This is a genomic window from Blautia sp. NSJ-175, assembly GCF_022867815.1.
Classification (GTDB): domain Bacteria; phylum Bacillota; class Clostridia; order Lachnospirales; family Lachnospiraceae; genus Blautia; species Blautia celeris.
The window spans coordinates 322,388-345,422 of the sequence record NZ_JALIFQ010000004.1 but is presented as its reverse complement, the minus strand read 5'-3'; the positions used below and the strand labels follow the sequence as shown (position 1 = coordinate 345,422).

The window sequence follows — 23,035 nt, the reverse complement described above, 5'->3', positions numbered from 1 at the left end:
TCATACAAAACGGCCGTTATTACCTGCCGTTTCAACATATATTTCCTTTCTTTATTCTGACACATTCTATATTAATTTTCCAGAGATAAACTGTAAAACTTTATTAAATTTCTATAACCTGTGTTCACAAACTCCCGCGCCTGACTTATCAGTCAAATAGAAACTCCGATAGGACAGCATTGCTTAAAAGTACCCCTTCTTTTGAGAGATACAGCCTGTCCTTTTTTTCCAGCAGCATTCCGTTTGACAGAAGCTTTTCCAGCGCTTTTTCATATACCAGTTCAATATCCCGGCCAAAGACCCGGCGAAATTCTTTTTTTGAGATTCCCCTTGTCTTGCGAAGCCCTAAAAACATGAATTCCTCCATCTGCTGAGGCTCCTCCAAAAACTGTACGTCTGTGCGCATGGTTTTCGGTTCCCCGCATTTTTCCAGATATGTTTTCATATCCCCGGTATTGCTCATGCGGATGTTCCTGACCATGGAGGCAGCGCCCAGGCCAAGGCCCAGATAATCACCGCGCTCCCAGTATTTCAGATTATGGCGGCACTCCCTGCCCTCTTTCGCATAATTGGAAATCTCATACTGGCGGAATCCGTACGCTGCAAGCACCTCTGCGGTCACTTCGTAGATAGCCCTGCTTGTCTCCTCATCGGGAAGAAGTTCCGGATGTCCGGCATACTTCTCATAAAAGGGCGTACCCTCTTCCAAAATGAGCTGGTATACGGAAATATGTTCCGGGGAAAGCTCTGCGGTTGTTTTCAGCTCCTCTCTCCAGGACGCTTCTGTCTGTCCCGGCAGGGAGGAGATCAAATCCACATTGATGTTCTGAAACCCTGCTTCTCTTGCCAGATGATAGCTCTCCAGAAACGCCTCGTAGGTATGAATCCTGCCCAGCAGCTTCAGATTACTGTCCCTGACAGACTGCAGCCCCATACTCAGGCGGTTGATACCACAGTTTTTATAGGTCTGCAGTTTCTCTGGGGTCACAGTGCCCGGATTCATCTCCATGGAGATCTCCGGCATTCTTTCTATATCAAAGGTGTCCCTTACTGCCTGAAAAATCCGCTCTGTCTGAGGCGCTTCCAGACAGGAAGGGGTGCCTCCTCCCACAAAAACCGTGGAAACCCTGTAACCTTTTGCAAAATCCCCGTAGCTTCGGATTTCTTTTTCCAAAGCCTGTACATACGCTTCTTTCTCCTCCCCGGTTCCCGATGCGGATAAAAAATCACAGTATCCGCATTTTTGTATACAGAAAGGGATGTGTAGATACAGCCCCAAATCTTTTTTCATCTTGTCTTCTCCTGTATTTCTGAAAATTCTGTAACTGTTCAGTCAGGTCTGCGCATTTACTGCGCTGACCGTGCAAAAGAGTAGTGGCGGCAGGTATTCGCCCCATCGCGAAGCGATTTTTAATGGGCGAATACCCGTAACGATTCAGCTGGCTGAATCGTTACAAAATCCTATTTATCGTCCAGCTTCAGAACGCTCATAAATGCCTTCTGCGGAATCTCTACATTTCCTACCTGGCGCATACGTTTCTTTCCTTCCTTCTGCTTCTCCAGAAGCTTTCTCTTTCGGGAAATATCGCCGCCGTAACATTTCGCCAGCACGTCTTTTCTCATGGCCTTCACGGTCTCACGGGCAATGATCTTGCTGCCGATGGCTGCCTGAATGGGGATTTCAAAAAGCTGTCTGGGAATCTCCTCCTTCAGCTTCTCGCACATCTTCCTGCCGCGCTCATAGGCAGAGCCTTCAAACACGATAAAGGAGAGGGCATCCACTTCCTCCTTGTTCACCAGAATATCCAGCTTGACAAGGTCACTGCGTTCATATCCCAGCATCTCATAGTCAAAGGACGCATATCCTCTGGAACGTGATTTCAGGGCATCAAAGAAATCATAAATAATTTCATTGAGAGGCAGATGGTATTTCAAAAGAGCACGAGTGGTTTCCATATATTCCATGCCCTGATACTGCCCGCGGCGCTCCTGGCAGAGATCCATAATAGGGCCGATGAAATCTGTAGTCACCATGATTTCTGCTTTTACCATAGGTTCTTCCATGTATTCGATCTCAGAGGGGTCAGGCAGATTGGATGGGTTGGTCAGATCCATCATCTCACCGTTGGTCTTGTGCACTTTGTAAACAACGCCCGGGGCAGTTGTTACCAGGTCCAGGTTATATTCCCTTTCCAGACGCTCCTGGATGATCTCCAGATGGAGCAATCCCAGAAAACCGCAGCGGAAACCAAAGCCCAGCGCTACAGAGGTCTCCGGCTCAAACTGCAGGGAGGCATCATTTAACTGAAGCTTGTCCAGGGCATCCCTCAAATCCTGGTACTTGGAGCCGTCCGCGGGATATACACCGCAGTACACCATGGGGTTTACTTTCTTGTAACCCGGAAGAGGCTCTGCACAGGGGTTTTCGTCGTCTGTTATGGTATCACCCACGCGGGTATCTTTTACATTCTTAATACTGGCAGTGATATAACCTACCATGCCGGCAGACAGTTCGTCACAGGGAAGAAACTGTCCCGCTCCGAAGTATCCCACTTCCACTACTTCCTCCACAGCGCCGGTTGCCATCATACGGATTTTCGTACCTTTTTTTACGCTTCCTTCTTTGATCCTGCAGAACACAATGACACCCTTGTAGGAATCGTAAACAGAATCGAAAATAAGAGCCTGCAGAGGTGCCTGGGCATCTCCGGCGGGTGCCGGTATCTTCTCCACGATCTTCTCCAGAACTTCCTCAATGTTCAGTCCCATCTTGGCGGAGATCAGAGGCGCATCCTGGGCTTCTATACCGATGACATCCTCAATCTCATTTTTCACTCTGTCCGGTTCCGCACTGGGAAGATCTATTTTATTGATGACCGGAAATACATCCAGGTCATGATCCAGCGCCAGATAGACATTTGCAAGAGTCTGGGCTTCAATGCCCTGGGCGGCATCCACCACCAGAATGGCGCCGTCACAGGCGGCCAGACTTCTGGACACCTCATAGTTGAAGTCCACGTGGCCCGGCGTGTCGATCAGATTGAAAATATATTCCTCTCCGTCTTTTGCCTGGTAGACAATGCGGACTGCCTGGGACTTGATGGTTATGCCCCTCTCCCTCTCCAGATCCATGTTATCCAGAACCTGGGACTGCATTTCCCTCTCTGTCAAAAGTCCTGTCTTTTCAATAATCCGGTCCGCCAGGGTGGATTTTCCATGGTCTATATGTGCGATGATACAAAAATTACGGATTTTACTCTGGTCAACTCCTGCCACTGCTTGATTCCTCCTATTGTTTTTCTCTATCTCTTCTCAAAATACGAATATGGTTACTTTCTTATTCTTACACTTTAAATGGGCTTCCTGCATTTCACAGCAAGCCCATGTTAGTATAGCACGAAGGTTTAGGGGGAATCAAGCATTTCTTCGCCGTTCATTCCCCTTTTAAGACTTTATTCAGCACGTCCGCCAAAGGTTCCATGGCATTCATTTCTTCCTCCACGGTATTGGTCTGTGCACCGCATTCCACAAGAAGGGCTTTTGGCCGCAGATGGAGATTATAGCGGTAGCCTCTCAGATAGATGGTGCGCAGCCAATCCGGGTAATACTGCTTTGCCTGAAGCGCAAGCTGCAGGGAGAATGCCAGATTATCCTGAATGTAGGGATTCGGCAGATATTCAATATCCCCGTTCTGGTTGGTGCGGCTCAATCCGTTGAAAAACATAATTTTGGCCGTTGGTTTCCCGTTCACGTCCGTAACCAGGTGTTTGTCGTCCGGCACACCATCTCTGTGCAGGTCAATGACCACTTCCACACTGGGATTTTCCTCCAGCACCTGGCTGATTTTATCCTGGGCGTAGTTGTAGGCTTTATTTCTGTCCAGTTTTCCGTCCACAATGTCAAAGGTATCTGTCACATGGAGCACATTATAGCCGTATGTATCTCTTAAAAGACGAACCAGATATTCTCCCACCCCCACAATGCTGGTACTGGGGTCTCCCGGGTTGGAATCAATGAATTCTTCCTGGGAATGGCTGTGATACACCAGTATCTGCGGCTGATCATTTCCTGTTGTCATTTTCAGATCCTCCGACACAAGGGCCGGGGCGTTTAACTGGTCGCTGTTGATGCTGGTGGTCTTGTCAATGGTATAAAAATTGCTGATCACATAGTCAAAATCCTGGAACATATCAAGGGAAATGGGATTTACTATGGCATTGGCCGCAGAAGCCTCTGCCTGCCCGCCATCACCCGCGTCTGCTGTCTGTGCATTCTCTTTGGCTGCATCCTGCAGAGCTTCCGTATTTTCCGCGCTTTGTTGGTTTTCACTCTGAGCATCCACGCCCCCTGTGTTTTCCTCGCCGGACCCCACAGGACCTGCCTCCTGGTTTTCTTCCAGAAGTTTTGCCTCAAGAAAATCGGAATTTTCCTCCATGATCTTCTTGTCTGTCTCCCGGTCCTTCTCTGTCTCTTCCATCTCCTTTGCCTGGATGGTCCCCAGAAACGGAAGCTGTTCCTCCACTTTGCTGCAGAGCCACTCCACAGGCGTCTGGGTCTTGACCCCTTCCGTCTCCAGGATTCCCGGCAGGTATGCCTCTATGGCTTTCTCCTGGGCATCCCTGCACATGTTCACCAGCGTTTTTTTATGTAAAGACATTCCTTTTATGAGAATATATGCTCCAACAGCACATAAGAGCAGCCACAACACAATCCGCAGAAGCTTTCCATCATCCATCTTCTTCACCCTATCACCTCATATCTATATATGAGACAACTTACATGAATTATGCGTCTGCGGAGAAAAAACAGGGACGTGTCTTTTTCCTTATGCCTGCTCAAATGCCATGTTCAGTCCCTCGGAAATGGTGTAGGACAGGCGTTTCACGGTCTCATCCACATCTTTTGGAGTTACAAACATGCTGTGGAGGGATGGTGCGATCATTTCTTCCAGAAATTCTTTTTTCTCGGACTCTTCCAGGGTATCCAGCAGGTGAGCCATGGAATCCTGCACGATGGTGGCTGCATCCACCACAGTCGGCACGCCGATGCCGATCACCTTTACGCCCAGAGTTTCCTCACTCAGCCCGTTTCTGTGGTTTCCCACACCGGAGCCGGGATTGATGCCTGTATCCGTGATCTGAATCGTCCGATTCAGGCGTTTTGTGCTGCGGGCTGCCAGGGCATCCACGGCGAACACCACATCCGGCTTCGTCTCATCCACCACACCCTTGATGATCTCCAGAGTTTCCATGCCTGTCTGGGCCATAACACCGGGTACCAGGCCGCTGATACTGTTGGCATATTCCCTGCCCATGCTCTGCACTCCGTACTCCTGTATCACGTGACGGGTAATGCGCAGATTGGAGACCACATCAGGCCCCAGAGCATCCGGTGTTACCTCCCGGTTTCCAAGGCCCACCACCAGGGCGGTCAGCTCTTTTTCCATAGGAACCAGCTTTCTGATATGTTTTGCCAGCTCTTTTGAGATTTCCCTGTGATAATCCTCATCCGGCACAGACATATTCGGAGCCTCCAGCGTTATATAAACACCCTGAGGACGTCCCATGGCTTTTGCCCCGTTCTCTGTCTCAATTTTTACGGTTGTGGTGCGGATATCTTTCTCCTCATTGTAGTCCTCCTCGATGATCACACCTCGGATTTCCACATTGTCCTCCTCGAATTTCTCTTTTGTTTCCAGTGCCAGGTCCGTGCGTATTCTTCCTAAAGCCATATCCAACCTTCCTTTCCGGGGGTATTTGTTCCTATTTTTTGCATTTTGGGGGATTTTATGTATTGACATTTACAATTAAATCAACTAGAATAAAAAAGCATGTGGTACCGGCGTGTCCGTGTCTAACCGGTACAAAACCATAACAAACGATAGAAAGTGCGTTCTGCGTCTTCCTATTGTCACGAATAAAAAATAATATTGAAAACAATTTTGGAGGTGTACGGTTTGGCAAATATTAAATCCGCAAAGAAAAGAATTTTAGTAAACAAAACAAAAGCTGACAGAAATAAATCTATCAAATCAGCAGTGAAAACTTCTATCAAAAAGGTAGAAGCAGCAGTTACAGCAAAAGATAAAGAGGCAGCAGCAGCAGCTCTGCAGAACGCTATCTCTACCATCGACAAAGCTGCATCCAAAGGTGTTTATCACAAAAACAATGCAGCAAGAAAAGTTTCCAGATTATCCAAAGCTGTAAACGCACTCTAATCATATAGACAGAATATTTAAAATCCCGGCTGCCCGTCATCAGCCGGGATTTTTTTATCCCGCAAAATACCGGCATCCGGACCATGTCAGCGTCTTTTCATGGCCGGATGCCGGCAGCGGTTCAGGCTGCTTAGCTGCTGCTGAATTTCACCAGCAGAAGTTCCACACTCATCACATCATTCATATATCCTGTCTTTACCTTTGCCTCCGTCTGCACACATTCCTCCACAGCGGCGCGCAGCTCCTCTGTGCTGTACCTGTGGGCATACCCTGCATAATTTCTGACCACAAAAGGCTGAAGCCCGGTCCTCTTGGCAATGGCAGGCTGGTCATATCCCTCCCGGGAAAGCTCTTTCACCTGCATGATCAGGTTAAACTGCCGGGCAAGGAGAAAGAGGATCCTCATGGGCGGCTCTTTTAAGGAGAGCAGATCATAGTACAGATCCAGTGCCCGCTTCTGCTTCTTCTCCGTCACAGCCTTGATCATGTCGAAAATATGGTTTGTGATCTGGGTGGTGCATACCGCCTCAATATCCCCGGCTGTAATGACGTCCCTGCCCATGGTATAACAGAGAAGCTTTTCCAGCTCTTTTTCTATGTTTCCCATATCTGTTCCCGTCTTTGTCAGAAACAATTCCATATCCCCCTGGGTTATCTTCTTTCCTTCCCGTTTCATCATGCCTAAGACCCAGCGCATCAGGGTCTGAGAATCCTGCTTTGCAAACTCCACGATTCTGCCGTATTTCTTCACAGCCTTGAACATCCGGCTCCGCTTGTCCACTTCGTCCTCCACAAAGATCATGCAGAGGTAATCCGGCAGTTCCGCCATATACTCCGGCAGATCTGTGCATTGGTTTTTAAAAAATCCTGTATCCTCCAGCATGATCACTCTTCGGTCAGCAAAAAAAGGCATGGTCTCCGCCAGATCGATCACACTCTTCGGCTCTGTCTTCTTTCCCTCGAACATGGAAAAATTCATGCTGTCGTCTTCCGGCAGCAGCGCTGCCTTCATTCTATGTTTATACTGCTGTTTCAGATAGGCCTCCTCTCCGCAGAAGAGATAGACCTTCTTGAAATCCTGGTTTTTTATGTCTTCCTGTAAACTTTTCATTTAGATGCTCCTTTTTATTCCGACAAGCTGCATCTCCCTCATCAAAGTTAAATTCCCCGCAAATTATGACGCACAGCTTGCCGACGGCATTTTCAATCACATTCTAGTTTACCATGGATTTTTTATGCTGAAAAGACACTTCTGTTCTTTTTCCGTCCGTCACAACAAATACTGCGCCCCAATCCTTTGTCTGAAACACCTCCACCTTTTCCTCCTCCAGCCGTTCCATCAGCTCTCTGTGCGGATGCCCGTAGCGGTTGCCCTCCCCGCAGGAGATAATGCCTGCCACAGGCTTCACAGCCTCCAGAAAACGGATGGATGTGGAGTTTTTGGAGCCGTGGTGCGCCACCTTTAAAAGCTGGCACGCTGTCTGTTCCTGTTCCAGAATCCCGGTGACAGCCGTCTCCCCGCTTCCTTCCGTATCACCGGTGAAAAGCGCACCGAACTTCCCGCAGGTCAATCTGAGAACCTGGGAGTTCTCGTTGCTCTCCCCTTTTGTATCTATGTAGGGATAGAGACAGCGCAGTTCCATCTCTCCCTTTCTGATCCTGTCCCCGCTGTACAGATAAAAAATACGGCAGCCTGCTTTTTCTCCCGCCTGCTTCATTTCCGCCAGCTTCTCCTGTTTCTCCCCGCACTCTGATAAAAAAATCTTATCTATCCGCAGAGAGGTCTCCCGGTTTTTGACAGCTTCAAGCAGCTCCGCGATTCCGTTTATATGATCATCATCCATATGCGACAGAAAGATCCCATCCACCTTTCTGATTCCCATACACTTTAAAAACGGCAGAATCCTGTAATTTCCCACACCGGATACACTGCTGCTGCCGCCGTCTATTACATATGTCTTTCCTTCAAACCTGACGACAGAACAGTCTCCCTGCCCCACATCCAGAAATGTGATGCGCAGTTTTTCATCCGGAATTTTTACAAACAGCAGGAAACATCCCAGGAGCACGGGAAGATACCGCAGCCTTCTATACTTTTCCCCCCGCTCCTTTCCCCGGCAATACCGAACCCACACAGCCAGTAAAATATAATACACAATGATTTTCCACATATGCGGCCTTCCCGTGATCACCGACGCAAAGGGGATTCCCTGCAGCCACTCACCAATCTTAAGATAAACTTCCAGAAGAAAGGCACCGGGAAGCATCAGCATTCTCCCCAAAAGAGGAACTGCCAGGCCGGACAGACAGCCAAAGAGGCCTGACGCCAGCACGATTCCCACAGTGGGCAGCACCAGCAGGTTAACCAGAATCCCGAAAACAGGCAGTTCATAGAAAAAATACATCTGTATAGGAATGGTGGCAAGCTGCAGGGCAAGACCTGATTTAAGTCCCAGAACCAGCCTGCTTTCTTCTTTCTTTTCCACAAAAGCCGGATAGACCACAGCCAAACCCAGAATTGCTCCAAATGACAGCAAAAATCCACTGTCATACAGATAACCGGGACTTTCCAGAAGAAGCAGCACTGCCGAGAGGGACAGGGCGGAAAGCAGATCGTATGTCCTGCCCACTGCCATTGCCCCAACTGCCAGGGAAAACATGATCACTGCCCGCATGGCAGAAGCGCTGCTGCCTGTGAAGATTCCGTACTGTATCATGAGAAAAACAGAGATTCCTCCCGCCCCGGGAACCGGCAGGCGCAGTTTCCGCAGTATCCGGTACAGCCCCCATCCCAGAAAAGAAAGGTGTGTTCCGCTGATGGCAGCAATGTGAAGAACTCCGTCCAGCCTCAGCAGCATCTGGTTCTCCCGGCCGATCTCCTGCTTTTCCCCCAGCATCATAGCGCAGAAAATCCCCCCGGTGCGTCCGGGCGCAAGCTGCAGTATCTTCTCTTTCAGAAAAGCCTTTGCCTCACAGCGCAGCGCGTCGAAAGACCGGGCATCCGCCCCAACAGCCTCAAGACTTCTGCCCTCCAGATACCATTTGACTTTTCTTGCGTAATAATAGCTTCGTTCATTGAACTGTCCAGGGTTGGATGGCAGGGGAATCTGCTGCAGGTCCCCGGTAAGGCACACTTTCATACCCGGCATCACTGTACTTTTTGCCAGTTCATTTTTTATATTTACTTTTACCTGTTCCATGGAATATTGGTTGGAATCACTTAGAATTTTTACTTGTCTGAGATATAGAATGGTATAAAAAGAATTGTTTTTTGTCTCATAAACCCTGCCCTCCAGTACTGCTCCGTCCGGACTGCAGCCCTCCGGCAGAACCGGGGGAGCGTTCCCGAAAAAGGGAACTCCCGCCAGGCTCAGGCACCAGATAACTGCCATAAAAAGCAGGGCAAAGGCACAAAGCGGCCGTTTACTCATCTGACGCGTCCTCCACTAAACTGTAATCTGCCTTATAAAGCTTATCCAGGCTCATGCTCTCCCGGAAAGTCACCTTTGTCTCTCCCTCCACAGATATCTGCACACCGTGGATTTTACAGGCGTCCATCAGGGAATTGACAATGGAATACACAGGCAGTTCCTGCTGTACATTCATACTCTGGTTCATAAAGGTTTTGTCCAGATTCACATAACAGACACCTTCCACAATGGACACCCCTAAGATCTTGGTCTCCTTGGAAATTGTGGGCTTGGCATCCGAATCACCGGGCGGCCCCTTTATGAGCAGCTCCACGATTTTTTTCTCCAGCGGGACATTAATGCTGTAATACCCGCCTCCGTTTGTCACTTTCACCAGCTTGTCACCGGCCTCGTTGGCAAAATACAGATTGACATCTGCATAGACATAGGAATTGGGGTTCTCCCCCTCATTTTCCACAAAGGTTTCCTTGTCCATCGTGCCGTAGACATTGCCGTTTGAATCCGTAAGCGGCTCCCCGCCCATCAGAAATGTCACATTGATGACCCCCGGAATCTGGGTAAAGGATTTCACGATTCCCGCGCGGACAAGAATCTCTCTTGTATTTTTCATCTTTGCATAGGCATCGTTAAAATTCAGCACAACACCGCGCCCGTCAAATTCATATTCCAGAATCTTCACATCATCGGGAAGCAGTTTCATATAATCATCACTGTCCACAGGCTCTGTCAGTTTTTTTGCCATCTCGCTGACCATACTGGCAGTCACCCGCTCTTCCGGTACATAATCATCCTCCACCAGCGATTCCTCCGTGGGTGAGAGATAATACATACTGTATTCTGCTTTCTCTGTATTTTCCTGTCCTTCCTGCTCCCCGCAGCCTGCAAGAGCGCACACTGCCAGCAGAAGAATCCCCATAAGTCCTATTTTCTTCAACGCTGCCACCTCCTTTTACGCGATATAGGTCAAAGGAATTCTCACAGAGAAGGTGGTTCCTTTATGCTCTTCACTTTTTACTTTTATGGCGCCTCTGTGCATGACAATGGCATTTCTGGTGATGGCAAGGCCAAGACCGGTACCGCCGATCTCTCTGGAGTGGGATTTGTCCACCCGGTAAAATCTCTCAAAGATCCTGTCAATACTCTCCTCCGGAATACCAATGCCGGAATCCGCCACTGACACATAAAAATACTTGTGGTCCGCATTCAGCGTGACACGCACCCATCCGTCCTCCGAATTGTATTTGATGCCGTTCTCCACCAGATTGGACAGGGCAAGACTTAATTTCACCTCATCCACCTCCGCCACCACAGGCCGGTAGCTCTCCAGGATCAGTTCCACCTGCTTTGCCTCGGCGATTGGCTTTAGCCGCTTCAGGATGTTCTCCAGAAGCTGATTGATATTGATTTCCGCAATATTCAGGTCGGATGCCTTTTTATCCATCTTTACAAGAGAGAGAAGATCTGTGATGATCTTATTCTCCCTGTCGATCTCCACAGCAATGTCCTGCATAAACTCCTGATACAGCTCGACCGGCACATTCTCCTGACCCACCAGGGAATCTGCCAGAACCTTCATGGATGTCATGGGGGTCTTCAGCTCATGGGACACATTGGATACAAACTCCTGCCTGGATTCATCCAGAACCTTCATTCGGCTCAGCATCTTATTAAAGGCGTTGGTGATAAGCTCCGTCTCTGTGTAATCCGGCACCGATATCTCCTCATCCAGATACCCGTCCGTCAGATCCTCAATGGACTTGGTGACCCTGGAAAACGGCTTCACCAATATACCGGCCAGGAAATATCCCAGCACCACCACAAGCAGGCAGATGGCAATGAGAAGAAGATTTCCCCTCTGTTCCAGCATGTCAATACTGTCCGCGATCTCGCTGGTGGAAATGCTGATTAGCATGACACCCTTCACCTTTTTCTTACCCGGAATGGTCAGAGGGCTTGTCAGCTCTATATAGGAGTTCTTCTTATCGTAATGGGGCGTATTTTTCTCCCCCTCAAAGCACCGGATCACCTCTTCAGAGAGCACATATCTTCCCACATCAATGTCAAACGTATCCTTAATGACCCGGAAGTCCTCATTGATGATCAGGATTCTTCCGTTGTAAATGGCAGAGAGCATGGAAAGCTCGTTATTGATCACATCAGATTCCGGATGATTCAGATAATCCTCCTTCATAAGCTGGTTGCCCAGAATATCACACTGATTCTTCACATTGACTGTCCGGATATCCACAGCCCGGTTCTCGTAACTGTTCACAATGACATTTTCCACGATAATACTGGGGACAATGCCGATGACTATGAGGATCAGCAGAATCCGAAACCGCAGACTCTTAAAAAATGTATGTTTTATTTTTTTTCCAAACAACTTCACTGACTCCCTTTTTCCTTATACCTGAAAATAGTATCCCACACCCCATTTGGTATGTACATACTTTGGCTCGCTGGGAGTCTCCTCGATCTTCTCTCGCAGACGCCGGATATGTACGTCAACGGTACGCACATCTCCCGGATATTCATATCCCCATACCAGATTCAGCAGATTCTCCCTGCTGTAAACCTTGTTGGGGTTCTTAACCAGAAGTTCCAGGACGTCAAACTCTTTTGCTGTCAGGTTAACTTCCTTATCATTTATAAAGACTCTGCGGCTCTCGCAGTCCAGACGCAAATCTCCCACTGTGATGGAGCCGGAACGCTCCGCCTGCTTATCATCCTTCTTGGTCCGGCGCATAATTGCCTTGATGCGGGCCTTTACCTCTAAAATATTAAACGGCTTGGTGATATAGTCATCCGCACCGTATTCAAGCCCCAGAATCTTGTCCATATCCTCACCTTTTGCAGTCAGCATAATGATGGGTACCTGGGAAAATTCACGGATCTGCTGGCAGACCTCCAGTCCCGTCATTTTTGGAAGCATAATATCCAGAAGGATCATATCATAGCTGTTCTCCCTGGCCTTCTCCAGCGCTTCCTCCCCATCGTACGCGCAGTCCACTTCCATATTATCCTGCTCCAGGCTGAAACGGATTCCCTTTACGATCAATTTCTCATCATCAACAACCAAAACTCTTTTACTCATTTAATTATCTCCTCATCCTTAAGTTTACCCGTTATACAGGACTATATCTCAGTAAGAAATATAGTTTTTTATTTTTTCGTATGTCTTGCCTTTGATGCCGGGCACCTGCTTTATATCCTCCGCAGATGAAAACTCCCCGTGTTCTTCCCGGTAGGAAAGGATCGCTTTTGCCTTTACCTCCCCAATGCCGGGAACTGTCTGCAGTTCCTCCTGGGATGCTGTGTTGATATTTACCCGGCCCGGTTCCCCTGCTGCTTCATCCACTTTTGGCTCCGCACCGTTTCCTGATGCCAAAGCCGTATCCTCCCCGGCACTTCCCGGGTTCTGTCCGGCTTCCCGAAAAACCTCTGTCTCTTCCCTGGTATAGATCTGGATCCGGCTTCCGTCAGACAGAACAGCCGCCTGATTCCACCAGTCCTCATCCGCATCCTCTGAAAATCCTCCCGCTGCCGCAATCCCTTCATAGAGCCGCGCCCCTTCCTTCAGATAATACACACCCGGCTGGTTTACGGCACCGCACAGGAAGACGCAGATCTGCTGCGGGGCGGCATCCTCCTCTGAAACATCCGGTTCTTTCCCGGAATCTTCCTTTTTTTCAGGTTCCTGTACACTTTCCTCCTGCTTTGTCTTATCTTCCGACAGCAGAAGGGTTTCCTCCTGTCTCTGGCAGGATGAAACAAACAGCACGGACAGCAGAAGCAGTCCGATCCATAACTTTTTATTCATTACAGCATATCTCCTTTCAGCAATAGGCTAAAAGGTTCCCAGTATGCATAACTATTTCTATTTTATCGAATTTACTGACATATTACAATATCAAATTCTATAAGTTTTCCCTCTTATTGCTTTATGAGGCAAAAAATGATATGATAAAAACAATTATTCAGAACGTAAGAAGCAGCAGACACGAGGAGGGTCCAGTATGACTCACAACCGTATATTCCATCTGCTATGCGGTATTTTAGCTGTTCTGTGTCCCGTACTGATTCTGGCCTCCTGTTCTTCCGCCAGCGCATCGTCCGGCTCCACAAAAAAATCCAGCACTTCCCAAGCAGAGAAAAAAGAAACGGTACGTCCCAATACGCCAAATGTCCATATGCCCGAGGCCTCAGGAACCGCCGTACTGGGAGCAGAGCCCCTGATCGTCGACGTCTCCCACACAGACCAGGGCTATATTATGGCTCAGTATACAGGTGATGCGGATAAGGCCAATATACAGATTGACGGGCCTGACGGCATAAATTACAAGTATTTCATAACCTCCGGTCCCTATGTGACCATGCCCCTTACATCCGGGGACGGCTCATACACCATAAGCACATATGAAAATATAACCGGCGACAAATACGCAACGCTCTACAGTGAAACCATTGATGTAAAGCTGGAGAGCGACTTTATTCCCTATCTGTACCCGAACCAGTATGTGGATTTTACCCCTGAAAGCAAGGCGGTGAAGACAGCGCAGGAACAGGTAAAGACAGCCACCTCAGATCTGGATGCTGTGGCTGACATTTATTACTATGTGACAGAAACCATATCCTATGATGAGGAGAAGGCCAAAACCGTCCCCACCGGATATCTGCCGGATCTGGACGAGACGCTTACTTCCTGCAAAGGCATCTGCTTTGACTATGCCTCCCTGATGGCTGCCATGCTCCGCTCCCAGGATATCCCCGCGAAGCTGGAGATCGGATATTCCGGAAAGGTATACCACGCGTGGATCAGCGTGTATATCAAGGATGTTGGGTGGATCGACAATATCATTGAATTTGACGGCAAAAGCTGGAAACGCATGGATCCCACCTTTGCCTCCAGCAATAAAAACAGCAAAAAGATTTTAAAATACATTGGTGACGGAAGCAATTATACCGTACGGTATACCCGTTAGAAAGGAGCAGCATGAAAGTTTTATCCAACAAGGAACTCTCAACCTTCTGCAGCCAGATGGCTCTCATTCTCCGCTCCGGCATCTCCTCCACGGAGGGGCTTTCCATTATGCTGGAGGATGCCCCCCAGGAGGAAGGGCAGCAGATTCTCAAAACAGTCTTGGAACAGATCGAGCAGACAGGCTGCCTCTGGACCTCTCTGGAGGAAGCCGGTGTTTTCCCCAAATATCTGTGCGATATGGTGGAGATCGGGGAGCAGGCAGGCCGCCTCGATGATGTCATGTCAGCTCTGGCAGCGCATTATGAGCGGGAGGATGCCATATCCAAAAATATCAAAAGCGCTGTCACTTACCCTCTGGTCATGATCGTCATGATGCTGGCTGTGGTGCTGGTACTGATCACAAAGGTCATGCCTATATTTGAACAGGTGTTTGAACAGCTCGGAACAGGTCTCACCGGTATTTCCAGAAGCGTGATGGGTTTCGGACAGGTCCTGAACCGGTATGCCCTGGTGTTTATTGTGATTGCTGTTTTTATCATTGTCCTGTTTTTTTACTTTTCCTGCACAGAGAAAGGGCGGGAATCCCTGAAAAATCTTGCCGGACGTTTTTTCCTGACGAAAGGTCTTTCGGAGAAAATAGCTGCTGCTCGCTTTGCAAGCGGCATGTCCCTGGCCCTGAGCAGCGGTCTGGACACAGACCAGAGTCTTGAGATGGTATCACGTCTGACCGACCATCCTGTCATGCAGGAAAAGATAAAAACCGCCCGGGACCTTATCGCTGAGGGCACAGGCTTCTCCGAAGCACTCTCACAGGCAAATATTTTCTCCGGGCTTTATGCGCACATGATCAATATCGGGTTCCGCACCGGCGCCATGGATGATGTGATGCGGCAGATCGCAGTACAGTACGATGAGGAAGTAAATGAACGGATCACCGGTATTGTATCAAAACTGGAACCAACCCTGGTCGCAGTCCTGTCAGTGGTGGTGGGCATGATCCTTTTGTCTGTCATGCTGCCGCTCATGGGAATCATGTCCAGCATCGGATAAAGGGGGCTGTCATATGAACCGATTTCAAATTGAAAAGCGCCGTCCCCTTCACAGACTGCTTCTGCCCGCGCTTGTGTTCCTGTGCCTTATGTGCTTTCTGTTTTACGGCATGTCCTCTGTGTCCTCTGCCACACAGAAGGAGGAGGAACGGAGCCTGAAGCAGGCTGTCATCAAAAGTGCCGTACACTGTTATGCCGTGGAGGGCAGCTATCCGGCAAGTCTTGCCTATCTGGAGGACCATTACGGCATAACCTATGACCACGACAAATATCTGGTCACCTACGAAGTGGTAGGCTCCAATCTGATGCCGGATGTTGATGTCATACCACTAAAGGGCGGGGAGGTGACGCCATGAATCCCAGACAGCATCAGAACCATTTTATAGATGTCCTGTTCACCCTTGGCCTTCTTTGCGTCTTCACCGCTTCGGCCCTGGCTGTGGTGCTCATAGGCGCCCATGTGTATAAGTCCACGGCGGAAGATATGGATGCCAACTATACGACCCGCACTTCCCTCTCCTACATGGCGGAAAAAATACGCCAGCACGATGTGTCTGGCAGCGTTTCCATGGGAAAAATAGAGGACAGGGATGCCCTGATCCTTTTAGAGACCATAGAGGATAAAGAATACGCCACCTATATTTATGAAGATGAGGGATATATAAAAGAACTTTTTACCCAAAAAGAAAATACACCAAAGAAATCCCAGGGGGAGTCCATACTGGAGGTCACGGATTTTACGATCCAGGAGACATCCCGGGGCTTCTTCCGTTTTACAGCCGCGGACAGCAAAAAACATTCTCTGTCCCTGCTGATCCACGTACAAAGTGAGTAATCTGTCAGAAAGGAGATTCCAGTGAGAGAACGGCAAAATACACGGTCCAGTCTGTTTTTGATTGAACTGATACTTGCAATATTATTCTTTTCCCTGGCCAGCGCTGTGTGTATCCAGGTCTTTGTAAAAGCGCATTTTATGAGCCAGTCTGCAAGAGAACTGACTCTTGGCTCCGGCTATGCCTCCAGTGCCGCTGAGGTACTGGCCCACACGGACGGCTCCTACGAGGCAGTGAAAGAACTTCTTCCTGAGGCACTTAAAAAGGATGGAACCATTTTCTTCTGCTATGACAGAGACGGGGAATCCTGCTCCCAAAAGGAGGCTGTATACTATCTCAATATAGAACAGACAGTTTCCGGCAGCTGCAGGACCGCCCAGATAGATTTTACTGATTCTGAGGGTGGCAGCCTCTACCGGCTCACCACAAAAGTCCCGATAGCCCGCAAAGCAGGGTTGTCTGAATAGAAAGGAGTCCGCCAATTGGAAAAAAGCAGAAAACCCATACTGGGTGTCGGCACATCCTCAATCCTGCTGATCTTTGTCCTGCTCTGCATGATAACCTTTGCCGTACTCTCTCTGGTCAGCGCCCGCTCTGATTACCGTCTGAGCCAGAAAAACGCGGAGCACACCAGGGATTACTACGAAGCGGAAAACAAGGCAAATGACATTCTCCTGACCATTGACCAGTGTCTGGAGGAGCAGTATACGCTCTATGGAAATACAGAGGAATATCTGCAGCACGTAAAATCCGCGCTGGAAAACACAGAGGGAATCCTCTTTTCTTCAGAGCGGGTCATGGAATATCAGGTACCCGCAGGAGAAAAGCAGGCACTGCATGTGGCCCTTCTTCTCCCTGAAGACTTAAAGACAGGGGACAGTTATTATCAGATCAAAAGCTGGAAGCTTATAAATACTGAGACATGGCAGCCCGAGGAGACGCTGCCGGTCTACGGAAGCGACACATAACGCAGGAAAGAAGCAACCGTTCAGACAAGCTGAACCGATACAGAAAGGAAACCGCAATGGATGCACTTACATTTTTAACAGAAACCACCAATACCGGTGCGTCAGACCTCTTTATCGTTGCAGGTCTGCCGCTCTCCTACAAGAAGAACGGCTCACTGGTCACCATGGATACGGACAAGATCATGCCTGCCCAGTCAGAATCCATGATACGTGAAATTTACCAGCTTGCAGACAACCGGGATATCAACCGTTTTCTGGAGACAGGGGATGATGACTTTTCCTTTGCCGTCAGAGGGCTTTCCCGATATCGGGTGAGCACTTACAAGCAAAGGGGGTCCATGGCCGCTGTCATCCGTGTCATCACTTTCCAGCTCCCCAATCCATCGGATCTGGGGATTCCTGATTCTATCATTGAACTCGGAAATACAAATAAGGGCCTTGTACTTGTGACAGGTCCGGCAGGAAGCGGGAAATCCACTACGCTGGCCTGTATCATAGACGCCATTAACAGAACGCAGGAAAAGCATATTATCACACTGGAGGACCCTCTGGAGTTTCTGCACAGCCATAAGAAGAGTATTGTGAGCCAGCGTGAGATCAATACGGATACGGAGAGTTATATTATGGCGCTCAGGGCTTCTCTTCGGCAGAGTCCTGATGTGATCCTTCTGGGCGAGATGAGGGATTATGAGACGATGGCAGTAGCTATGACAGCGGCTGAGACGGGACATCTGGTGTTGTCTACTCTGCATACGCTGGGTGCGGCTAATACCATAGACCGCATTATTGATGTCTTTCCGCCGAACCAGCAAAGGCAGATTGCTGTGCAGTTGTCTTCTGTGCTGCGGGCTGTGGTGTCGCAGCAGCTTGTGCCTGATGTAAATGAGGGGCTGACTCCTGCCTTTGAGATCATGAAGACTACGCCGGCTATTAAGAATATGATTCGGGAAAATAAGGTGCATCAGATTGATGGGATTATTTATTCTTCGGCTGGGGGGGATATGGTTTCTATGGATGCGAGTCTGCAGAAGCTGGTGAAGGAGGGAAGGATCAGCAGGCATGAGGCATTGGGGCATGCTTCTAATCCGGAGATGTTGGGGAAGAGGATATGATTGTTTTTACAGAGGATATCTTTAATCCAGAAAGAAGATATCCTCTACATTTTTGTTTAGAAGACGAGCTATTTTCATGGCCAGTTCCAGGGTGGGGTTGTATTTGTCGTTTTCTATGGCTATGATGGTCTGGCGGGTGACACCCAGTTGATTGGCCATGTCTTCCTGGCGGAGGCCGGCTTGTTTTCTGAGTTGTTTGATGTTGTTTTTCATTTGGACTCCTGCTTTTCTGCGGAATTATAATAGATAGAAACCAATGGTTATTATAATGGCTATTATGGCAATGGCTGAGATTATGCTCCATAAAAGTTTGTTTGGTTCTCTGTACTCTTCATCACCGGAAATCATTTTTCTTTTCATCTGCATCTCTGAAAATCCCTGAACACATAAAACTGCTGCCAGCACCAGCATGGGAATCGGATTCGATATCCCATCACCGGAAAAATTACGCCAGCATTCAATCAATACCCAGACTGCCAGAACAAAAACCGCAGCTTTAAACCCTAATTCTTCAGAACGCAGCCTGATATTCCTGTCCATCTCATCCATTTTTTTCATGATCTATACCTCCTTTAAATGTCAAAAGTTCTTTACATTTGTATTATAACATATTCCGCCAAAATGTAAAGAGTTCTTTACTTTATATTTTTGATAATATAGGGGACAGGGGTTATACAGACAAAAATGTTGTGGATTGAACCGTCAGGATGTCTGTGGTATCATATGAACAGAAGTGTAAAAAAGTGGTGAAGCCAATGATAAAATATCCAGATGATTCTTTCAATACTCTAAACAGATTATATTAAAAGGAGGCTTCAAAATGTGTACAAGTTTTGCAGTATATCATCAGGAAAAAGCTATTTATGGTATGAATTTCGACACTGATGATATTGACTTAAGATTGAAAGTCAAAAGTTATAATGATAAGAACTTATTTTACTTTTCAGCTTTATTAGATAACAGATACAGGGATATCGCCGGTTTTAATAGTGAGGGGCTTTTTGTCTGTACTCAGGCAGTAGAATATGGTCCGGGTTTTAGAGCAAGTTGTGACGAAAACGATTGGTTTGCTTTTGAGATTTTTGACGAGGCCTTAAGGAAAACAGGAAAATCCTCTGAATTTTTTGAACTTCCTGATAAAAGAGTGATCTCGTATCCCAGGAATCCATTATTTCCGGATTTAGGACTGCATACTATGATTGCCGATAAAACCGGTGGTGCATTTATTCTGGAAGAGGGAAAGGATAGAAATATAATAAGTCCCATTCATAATGATTTTATTATTATGACTAATTTTCCGAATGGAAATTTTGAGGATGTAAATTATGATAAAGTATGTGGTATAGGTGCTGACAGATATATTTGTGCTTATGAATATATTTCCGATCATATGGACAGCTTTGGAATAGATGAAGCCTTTGAAATTTTAAGCAAAACCAGTCAGGATAATACTCTGAGTTCAATCGTATATGAACCGTTAAAAAATGAAATTTATATTAGTTTTAAAAAAGATTTAAGCAAAAGATGGAAAATTTCTGTTGTTGAAAAAACGATCCAATCATTGGATGGATTTTTAAACAATAATAAAATTCAATTTACCAATGATGAAATATTTGTAAATGATCTTCTTGGTTTATATAAGTGAAAACCATTTAGAAAAAATCAATTGATAAGACAGGCTTTTTAGGGTGTTCAGGAAAGCGCAGGAAATTTCCTTTCATGATATTTTTGAATAGCAGCGGATGTTCCATGACCTGGAAAACTTTTTTACATTTCGAGCGTGCTCATGGGGATACGTGCCAGACTGTCTCACCGGGCACACGCCGAAAAGGGAATAGTTCTTCCGATTCATCTCCCGGCCTTCCATCCGGCACCAGGACAGGATGTATCCACTTTCGTTCTTCCTCACAGAGAGGGAGATTCGCAACCGACAGAAAGCGTAATAAAAATGCAGCCATTCGGAAAGTGATGGCTGCATTTTTGTCTACTCATCAAAAATAAAGATTTCTTCTATGGGAGCCTCAACAACCCTTGAAATATCAATTGCCAGTTTCAGGGACGGATTATACTGGGCTTTTTCCAGGCGCATAATGGTTTCGCGGCGGACGCCTACAGCATTGGCCAGTTGTTCCTGGGTCATATCTTTTAGCTGGCGGTATTTTTTCAGGTTGCATGTAAATCCATCTATCCCCATATCACTCTGCTTCCTCCGTATCATATTTGTACAGAAGATAGCTGTTTAAAAAAAGTACCAGCGCAATGATCAGGGAAGAGGCAACGGTAAAGATAAGAGCCACATAACGTATATCTATATGTCCTCCTGTAATTCCCATAAACCAGGCCACCACCCACAGAAGCCCAAAGCCTGTTCTGTAAGAGACCAGCTGTGCCCTTGCCTGTTCCTCCTTAAATCTTTCATCCATCAAAGTACAGCTCATCTTCGCCTCATAGAAAAATCCAAAAAACCCGAAAAATACAAAAAAGAAAAACGGCCAGACCTGCCCCTGCACCATATAAACCGGAATCCCCATAAATCCCACAAATCCAAAAAATCCAAACCACCCAAACTTAGGATTCAGCTTCCTGGTCACTCCCTTAGCCGCCGTTTCTCCCTTCCTGAAGTTCACTACTACTGCCCTGATCACCAGATAAAACACATAACAGACAAGCCCCGCCGTAGCCGCTATCAAAGGCAAATCCGTCCCCCTGAACACATAAGTCTCCATATCTATCGGTTTCACGATCCTGCTCCCATTAAAGATCACATCAAACCCCACCGCTAAAAACTCCGCCAAAATAACCCCAATCAACCCAATCCCTTTCCAATCCCTCTTCATACTCTCATCCTCCAAAAGTGATATATTTATCTCTTAATAAGACAAATATATCACTCCTCTTCCTCACTGTCAACCCCCTGCCCACTCTTTTCCCTATCCCTTCCACATCTGCGACTCTCTTCCAAACGTGACACTTTCCTCCTCCACTCCCCTGCGGCCGTGTGAATACCAGGGGAATGAGAAGCGTGCCGGGAGGGGCAGAGGCGGATTTGGGATGCGCTCCCAACAAAAAAGGCCCCACAGCACCCCCGCCGCAGAACCTCTTTTTTATTTTTTCATATTCACAAACTTCGTATAATTAGGCAGCCAAACCAGATTCACCGTCCCGATCGGACCATTCCTCTGTTTCGCAATAATAATCTCCGCAATATTCTTATTCTCAGAGTCCTTATTATAATAATCATCTCTGTAAATAAACATAACAACATCGGCATCCTGCTCAATTGCCCCTGACTCTCGCAGGTCAGAAAGCATGGGCCTGTGATCCGGCCTCTGTTCCACGGCACGGCTCAACTGGGACAGCGCCACTACCGGCACGCTCAGTTCCCTTGCCAGTGCTTTCAGAGACCTGGAAATATCGGAAATCTCCTGCTGGCGCGATTCGCTTCTGCCGCTTCCTGACATAAGCTGCAGGTAGTCAATAAAGATAACGCCCAGATTCTGCTCCAGCTTATACTTCCTGCACTTTGACCGCAGTTCTGAAATGGAGATACCCGGCGTATCGTCAATGATCATATTGGATGACCCGATGATATTGGCGCCCTCGATCAGCTTTGCCCAGTCCTCATCCTCCAGATTACCTGTACGGATACTCTGGGAATCCACCTTTGACTCCAAAGACAGCAGACGGTTTACCAGCTGCTCCTTTGACATCTCCAGACTGAAAATTGCTGTGGTGACACCACTCTTAAACGCCATATACTGGGCAATATTCAGTACGAATGCCGTTTTACCCATGGACGGCCTTGCAGCTACCAGAATCAGGTCAGACGGCTGGAAACCGGACATCTTGTAATCCAGGTCTATAAAGCCTGTAGGGATACCGGTAACACTTCCTTTTGTCCTGGATGCCTTCTCAATCTTCTCAATGGCATTCAGGACCACATCCTTTATCGGTACAAATTCATCACTGCTTTTTCTCTGTACCAGGTCAAAAATCTTCTTTTCCGTAATCTCAAGAATATCCTGCGTCCGCTCATTGCCAAGATAACAGGTGTTGGCAATCTCCTCTGTGGTCTTGATCAGTTTGCGCAGCATCGCCTTTTCAGACACAATCTCTGCGTAATACTTTACATTGACAGAGGTAGGCACTGCTGCCACCAGCTCTCCCACAAACTCCATGCTGGAGATCTCAGGCGGCACATCCAGCTCTTTCAGCCTGTTCTGCAGTGTCACCAGATCCACAGGCTTGTTCTCATTGTAAAGCCCCACCATGGCTTCAAAGACAATGCCATACTGCTGCTGATAAAAATCATCACCTGTAATAATCTCCGATGCGGTCACGATGGCATCTTTGTTCATGATCATGGAACCGATAACCGACTGCTCCGCCTCAATGCTGTGGGGCAGGATTCTCTTTATGAGTGCTTCTTCCATGACAGCTATGG

24 protein-coding genes are annotated in these 23,035 nt (G+C 47.6%); 9 read left to right on the top strand and 15 right to left on the bottom strand.

Features of this window, described 5'->3' with window-relative positions:
- Window positions 1–148 precede the first annotated feature (148 nt).
- The 4 genes from hemW to gpr all read right to left on the bottom strand — a co-directional run bounded on the left by hemW (window position 149) and on the right by gpr (window position 5,731).
- The gene (gene hemW, locus MUB35_RS08990) at window positions 149–1,291 is read right to left on the bottom strand and encodes a radical SAM family heme chaperone HemW (RefSeq protein ID WP_227210242.1); all 1,143 of its coding nucleotides are present in this window, start codon (window positions 1,289–1,291) and stop codon (window positions 149–151) included.
- Window positions 1,292–1,461: 170 nt separating this feature from the next.
- Entirely contained in the window at window positions 1,462–3,276 is a 1,815-nt protein-coding gene (gene lepA, locus MUB35_RS08985; RefSeq protein WP_033140197.1) for a translation elongation factor 4, read from the bottom strand.
- Between the two features lie 157 nt (window positions 3,277–3,433).
- Window positions 3,434–4,735, bottom strand: coding sequence for a stage II sporulation protein P (locus MUB35_RS08980; RefSeq protein ID WP_255785629.1), 1,302 nt, complete (start codon window positions 4,733–4,735; stop codon window positions 3,434–3,436).
- A 90-nt stretch (window positions 4,736–4,825) separates the two neighbouring features.
- Entirely contained in the window at window positions 4,826–5,731 is a 906-nt protein-coding gene (gene gpr, locus MUB35_RS08975; RefSeq protein WP_033140199.1) for a GPR endopeptidase, read from the bottom strand.
- A gap of 225 nt (window positions 5,732–5,956) precedes the next feature.
- Here gpr and rpsT point away from each other — a divergent pair, with 225 nt between their 5' ends.
- Complete coding sequence (gene rpsT, locus MUB35_RS08970) at window positions 5,957–6,217, top strand: 30S ribosomal protein S20 (RefSeq protein WP_018598507.1); 261 nt, start codon at window positions 5,957–5,959, stop codon at window positions 6,215–6,217.
- Between the two features lie 130 nt (window positions 6,218–6,347).
- Here rpsT and holA read toward each other — a convergent pair whose 3' ends face one another.
- From holA to MUB35_RS08940, 6 genes are all read right to left on the bottom strand, one after another.
- On the bottom strand, window positions 6,348–7,328 hold the full coding sequence (gene holA, locus MUB35_RS08965) for a DNA polymerase III subunit delta (protein WP_227210240.1): 981 nt from the start codon (window positions 7,326–7,328) through the stop codon (window positions 6,348–6,350).
- A gap of 103 nt (window positions 7,329–7,431) precedes the next feature.
- Window positions 7,432–9,648 (bottom strand): DNA internalization-related competence protein ComEC/Rec2, encoded by a 2,217-nt coding sequence (locus MUB35_RS08960; RefSeq protein ID WP_244806085.1) that lies wholly within the window; start codon window positions 9,646–9,648, stop codon window positions 7,432–7,434.
- A complete protein-coding gene (locus tag MUB35_RS08955; protein ID WP_225305269.1) occupies window positions 9,641–10,591 on the bottom strand; it encodes a GerMN domain-containing protein in 951 nt (316 codons plus the stop codon). Before MUB35_RS08955 ends, MUB35_RS08960 begins: the two co-directional genes overlap by 8 nt.
- Window positions 10,592–10,597: 6 nt before the next feature.
- Window positions 10,598–12,031: a sensor histidine kinase gene (locus MUB35_RS08950; protein WP_033140201.1), complete on the bottom strand. Its 1,434-nt coding sequence runs from the start codon at window positions 12,029–12,031 to the stop codon at window positions 10,598–10,600.
- 21 nt (window positions 12,032–12,052) lie between these two features.
- Window positions 12,053–12,742, bottom strand: a complete 690-nt coding sequence (locus MUB35_RS08945) for a response regulator transcription factor (RefSeq protein ID WP_033140202.1) — start codon at window positions 12,740–12,742, stop codon at window positions 12,053–12,055.
- Window positions 12,743–12,790: 48 nt separating this feature from the next.
- A complete protein-coding gene (locus MUB35_RS08940) occupies window positions 12,791–13,468 on the bottom strand; it encodes a ComEA family DNA-binding protein (protein ID WP_244806084.1) in 678 nt (225 codons plus the stop codon).
- A 196-nt stretch (window positions 13,469–13,664) separates the two neighbouring features.
- Between MUB35_RS08940 and MUB35_RS08935 the strand changes: the two genes are divergently transcribed.
- Genes MUB35_RS08935 through MUB35_RS08905 form a run of 7 tightly spaced genes read left to right on the top strand, consistent with a single transcriptional unit; the run spans window position 13,665 to window position 18,591 of the window.
- Complete coding sequence (locus tag MUB35_RS08935; protein ID WP_033140204.1) at window positions 13,665–14,630, top strand: transglutaminase-like domain-containing protein; 966 nt, start codon at window positions 13,665–13,667, stop codon at window positions 14,628–14,630.
- A gap of 11 nt (window positions 14,631–14,641) precedes the next feature.
- Entirely contained in the window at window positions 14,642–15,679 is a 1,038-nt protein-coding gene (locus MUB35_RS08930; protein ID WP_103731759.1) for a type II secretion system F family protein, read from the top strand.
- Between the two features lie 13 nt (window positions 15,680–15,692).
- The gene (locus MUB35_RS08925) at window positions 15,693–16,034 is read left to right on the top strand and encodes a hypothetical protein (protein WP_052099169.1); all 342 of its coding nucleotides are present in this window, start codon (window positions 15,693–15,695) and stop codon (window positions 16,032–16,034) included.
- Entirely contained in the window at window positions 16,031–16,513 is a 483-nt protein-coding gene (locus MUB35_RS08920) for a DUF4860 domain-containing protein (RefSeq protein WP_103731758.1), read from the top strand. Before MUB35_RS08925 ends, MUB35_RS08920 begins: the two co-directional genes overlap by 4 nt.
- 21 nt (window positions 16,514–16,534) lie before the next feature.
- On the top strand, window positions 16,535–16,978 hold the full coding sequence (locus MUB35_RS08915) for a hypothetical protein (protein ID WP_052099171.1): 444 nt from the start codon (window positions 16,535–16,537) through the stop codon (window positions 16,976–16,978).
- A 15-nt stretch (window positions 16,979–16,993) separates the two neighbouring features.
- Complete coding sequence (locus MUB35_RS08910; RefSeq protein WP_148393388.1) at window positions 16,994–17,479, top strand: hypothetical protein; 486 nt, start codon at window positions 16,994–16,996, stop codon at window positions 17,477–17,479.
- 56 nt (window positions 17,480–17,535) lie between these two features.
- A complete protein-coding gene (locus tag MUB35_RS08905; RefSeq protein ID WP_103731756.1) occupies window positions 17,536–18,591 on the top strand; it encodes a type IV pilus twitching motility protein PilT in 1,056 nt (351 codons plus the stop codon).
- A gap of 21 nt (window positions 18,592–18,612) precedes the next feature.
- Here the strand turns inward: MUB35_RS08905 and MUB35_RS08900 are convergent, their stop codons facing one another.
- Together MUB35_RS08900 and MUB35_RS08895 are read right to left on the bottom strand one after the other, a co-directional pair.
- A complete protein-coding gene (locus tag MUB35_RS08900; protein ID WP_018598522.1) occupies window positions 18,613–18,804 on the bottom strand; it encodes a helix-turn-helix transcriptional regulator in 192 nt (63 codons plus the stop codon).
- A 24-nt stretch (window positions 18,805–18,828) separates the two neighbouring features.
- On the bottom strand, window positions 18,829–19,149 hold the full coding sequence (locus MUB35_RS08895) for a hypothetical protein (RefSeq protein ID WP_033140209.1): 321 nt from the start codon (window positions 19,147–19,149) through the stop codon (window positions 18,829–18,831).
- 262 nt (window positions 19,150–19,411) lie between these two features.
- Between MUB35_RS08895 and MUB35_RS08890 the strand changes: the two genes are divergently transcribed.
- Window positions 19,412–20,236: a hypothetical protein gene (locus MUB35_RS08890; protein ID WP_054352231.1), complete on the top strand. Its 825-nt coding sequence runs from the start codon at window positions 19,412–19,414 to the stop codon at window positions 20,234–20,236.
- Between the two features lie 339 nt (window positions 20,237–20,575).
- Here the strand turns inward: MUB35_RS08890 and MUB35_RS08885 are convergent, their stop codons facing one another.
- The 3 genes from MUB35_RS08885 to dnaB all read right to left on the bottom strand — a co-directional run bounded on the left by MUB35_RS08885 (window position 20,576) and on the right by dnaB (window position 23,024).
- Window positions 20,576–20,785 (bottom strand): helix-turn-helix transcriptional regulator, encoded by a 210-nt coding sequence (locus MUB35_RS08885; protein ID WP_033140211.1) that lies wholly within the window; start codon window positions 20,783–20,785, stop codon window positions 20,576–20,578.
- A gap of 1 nt (window position 20,786) precedes the next feature.
- Window positions 20,787–21,428: a DUF3796 domain-containing protein gene (locus MUB35_RS08880; protein WP_033140212.1), complete on the bottom strand. Its 642-nt coding sequence runs from the start codon at window positions 21,426–21,428 to the stop codon at window positions 20,787–20,789.
- Window positions 21,429–21,695: 267 nt separating this feature from the next.
- Entirely contained in the window at window positions 21,696–23,024 is a 1,329-nt protein-coding gene (dnaB, locus tag MUB35_RS08875) for a replicative DNA helicase (RefSeq protein WP_033140213.1), read from the bottom strand.
- Window positions 23,025–23,035: the final 11 nt, after the last annotated feature.

What these genes read in the sequence shown, in the direction of transcription:
- hemW (WP_227210242.1), bottom strand. Translation starts at nt 1,291, where the DNA reads ATGAAAAAAGATTTGGGGCTGTATCTACACATCCCTTTCTGTATACAA.
- MUB35_RS08980 (WP_255785629.1), bottom strand. Translation starts at nt 4,735, where the DNA reads ATGGATGATGGAAAGCTTCTGCGGATTGTGTTGTGGCTGCTCTTATGT.
- gpr (WP_033140199.1), bottom strand. Translation starts at nt 5,731, where the DNA reads ATGGCTTTAGGAAGAATACGCACGGACCTGGCACTGGAAACAAAAGAG.
- holA (WP_227210240.1), bottom strand. Translation starts at nt 7,328, where the DNA reads ATGAAAAGTTTACAGGAAGACATAAAAAACCAGGATTTCAAGAAGGTC.
- MUB35_RS08960 (WP_244806085.1), bottom strand. Translation starts at nt 9,648, where the DNA reads ATGAGTAAACGGCCGCTTTGTGCCTTTGCCCTGCTTTTTATGGCAGTT.
- MUB35_RS08945 (WP_033140202.1), bottom strand. Translation starts at nt 12,742, where the DNA reads ATGAGTAAAAGAGTTTTGGTTGTTGATGATGAGAAATTGATCGTAAAG.
- MUB35_RS08940 (WP_244806084.1), bottom strand. Translation starts at nt 13,468, where the DNA reads ATGAATAAAAAGTTATGGATCGGACTGCTTCTGCTGTCCGTGCTGTTT.
- MUB35_RS08935 (WP_033140204.1), top strand. Translation starts at nt 13,665, where the DNA reads ATGACTCACAACCGTATATTCCATCTGCTATGCGGTATTTTAGCTGTT.
- MUB35_RS08930 (WP_103731759.1), top strand. Translation starts at nt 14,642, where the DNA reads ATGAAAGTTTTATCCAACAAGGAACTCTCAACCTTCTGCAGCCAGATG.
- MUB35_RS08925 (WP_052099169.1), top strand. Translation starts at nt 15,693, where the DNA reads ATGAACCGATTTCAAATTGAAAAGCGCCGTCCCCTTCACAGACTGCTT.
- MUB35_RS08920 (WP_103731758.1), top strand. Translation starts at nt 16,031, where the DNA reads ATGAATCCCAGACAGCATCAGAACCATTTTATAGATGTCCTGTTCACC.
- MUB35_RS08905 (WP_103731756.1), top strand. Translation starts at nt 17,536, where the DNA reads ATGGATGCACTTACATTTTTAACAGAAACCACCAATACCGGTGCGTCA.
- MUB35_RS08900 (WP_018598522.1), bottom strand. Translation starts at nt 18,804, where the DNA reads ATGAAAAACAACATCAAACAACTCAGAAAACAAGCCGGCCTCCGCCAG.
- MUB35_RS08895 (WP_033140209.1), bottom strand. Translation starts at nt 19,149, where the DNA reads ATGAAAAAAATGGATGAGATGGACAGGAATATCAGGCTGCGTTCTGAA.
- MUB35_RS08890 (WP_054352231.1), top strand. Translation starts at nt 19,412, where the DNA reads ATGTGTACAAGTTTTGCAGTATATCATCAGGAAAAAGCTATTTATGGT.
- MUB35_RS08885 (WP_033140211.1), bottom strand. Translation starts at nt 20,785, where the DNA reads ATGGGGATAGATGGATTTACATGCAACCTGAAAAAATACCGCCAGCTA.
- MUB35_RS08880 (WP_033140212.1), bottom strand. Translation starts at nt 21,428, where the DNA reads ATGAAGAGGGATTGGAAAGGGATTGGGTTGATTGGGGTTATTTTGGCG.
- dnaB (WP_033140213.1), bottom strand. Translation starts at nt 23,024, where the DNA reads ATGGAAGAAGCACTCATAAAGAGAATCCTGCCCCACAGCATTGAGGCG.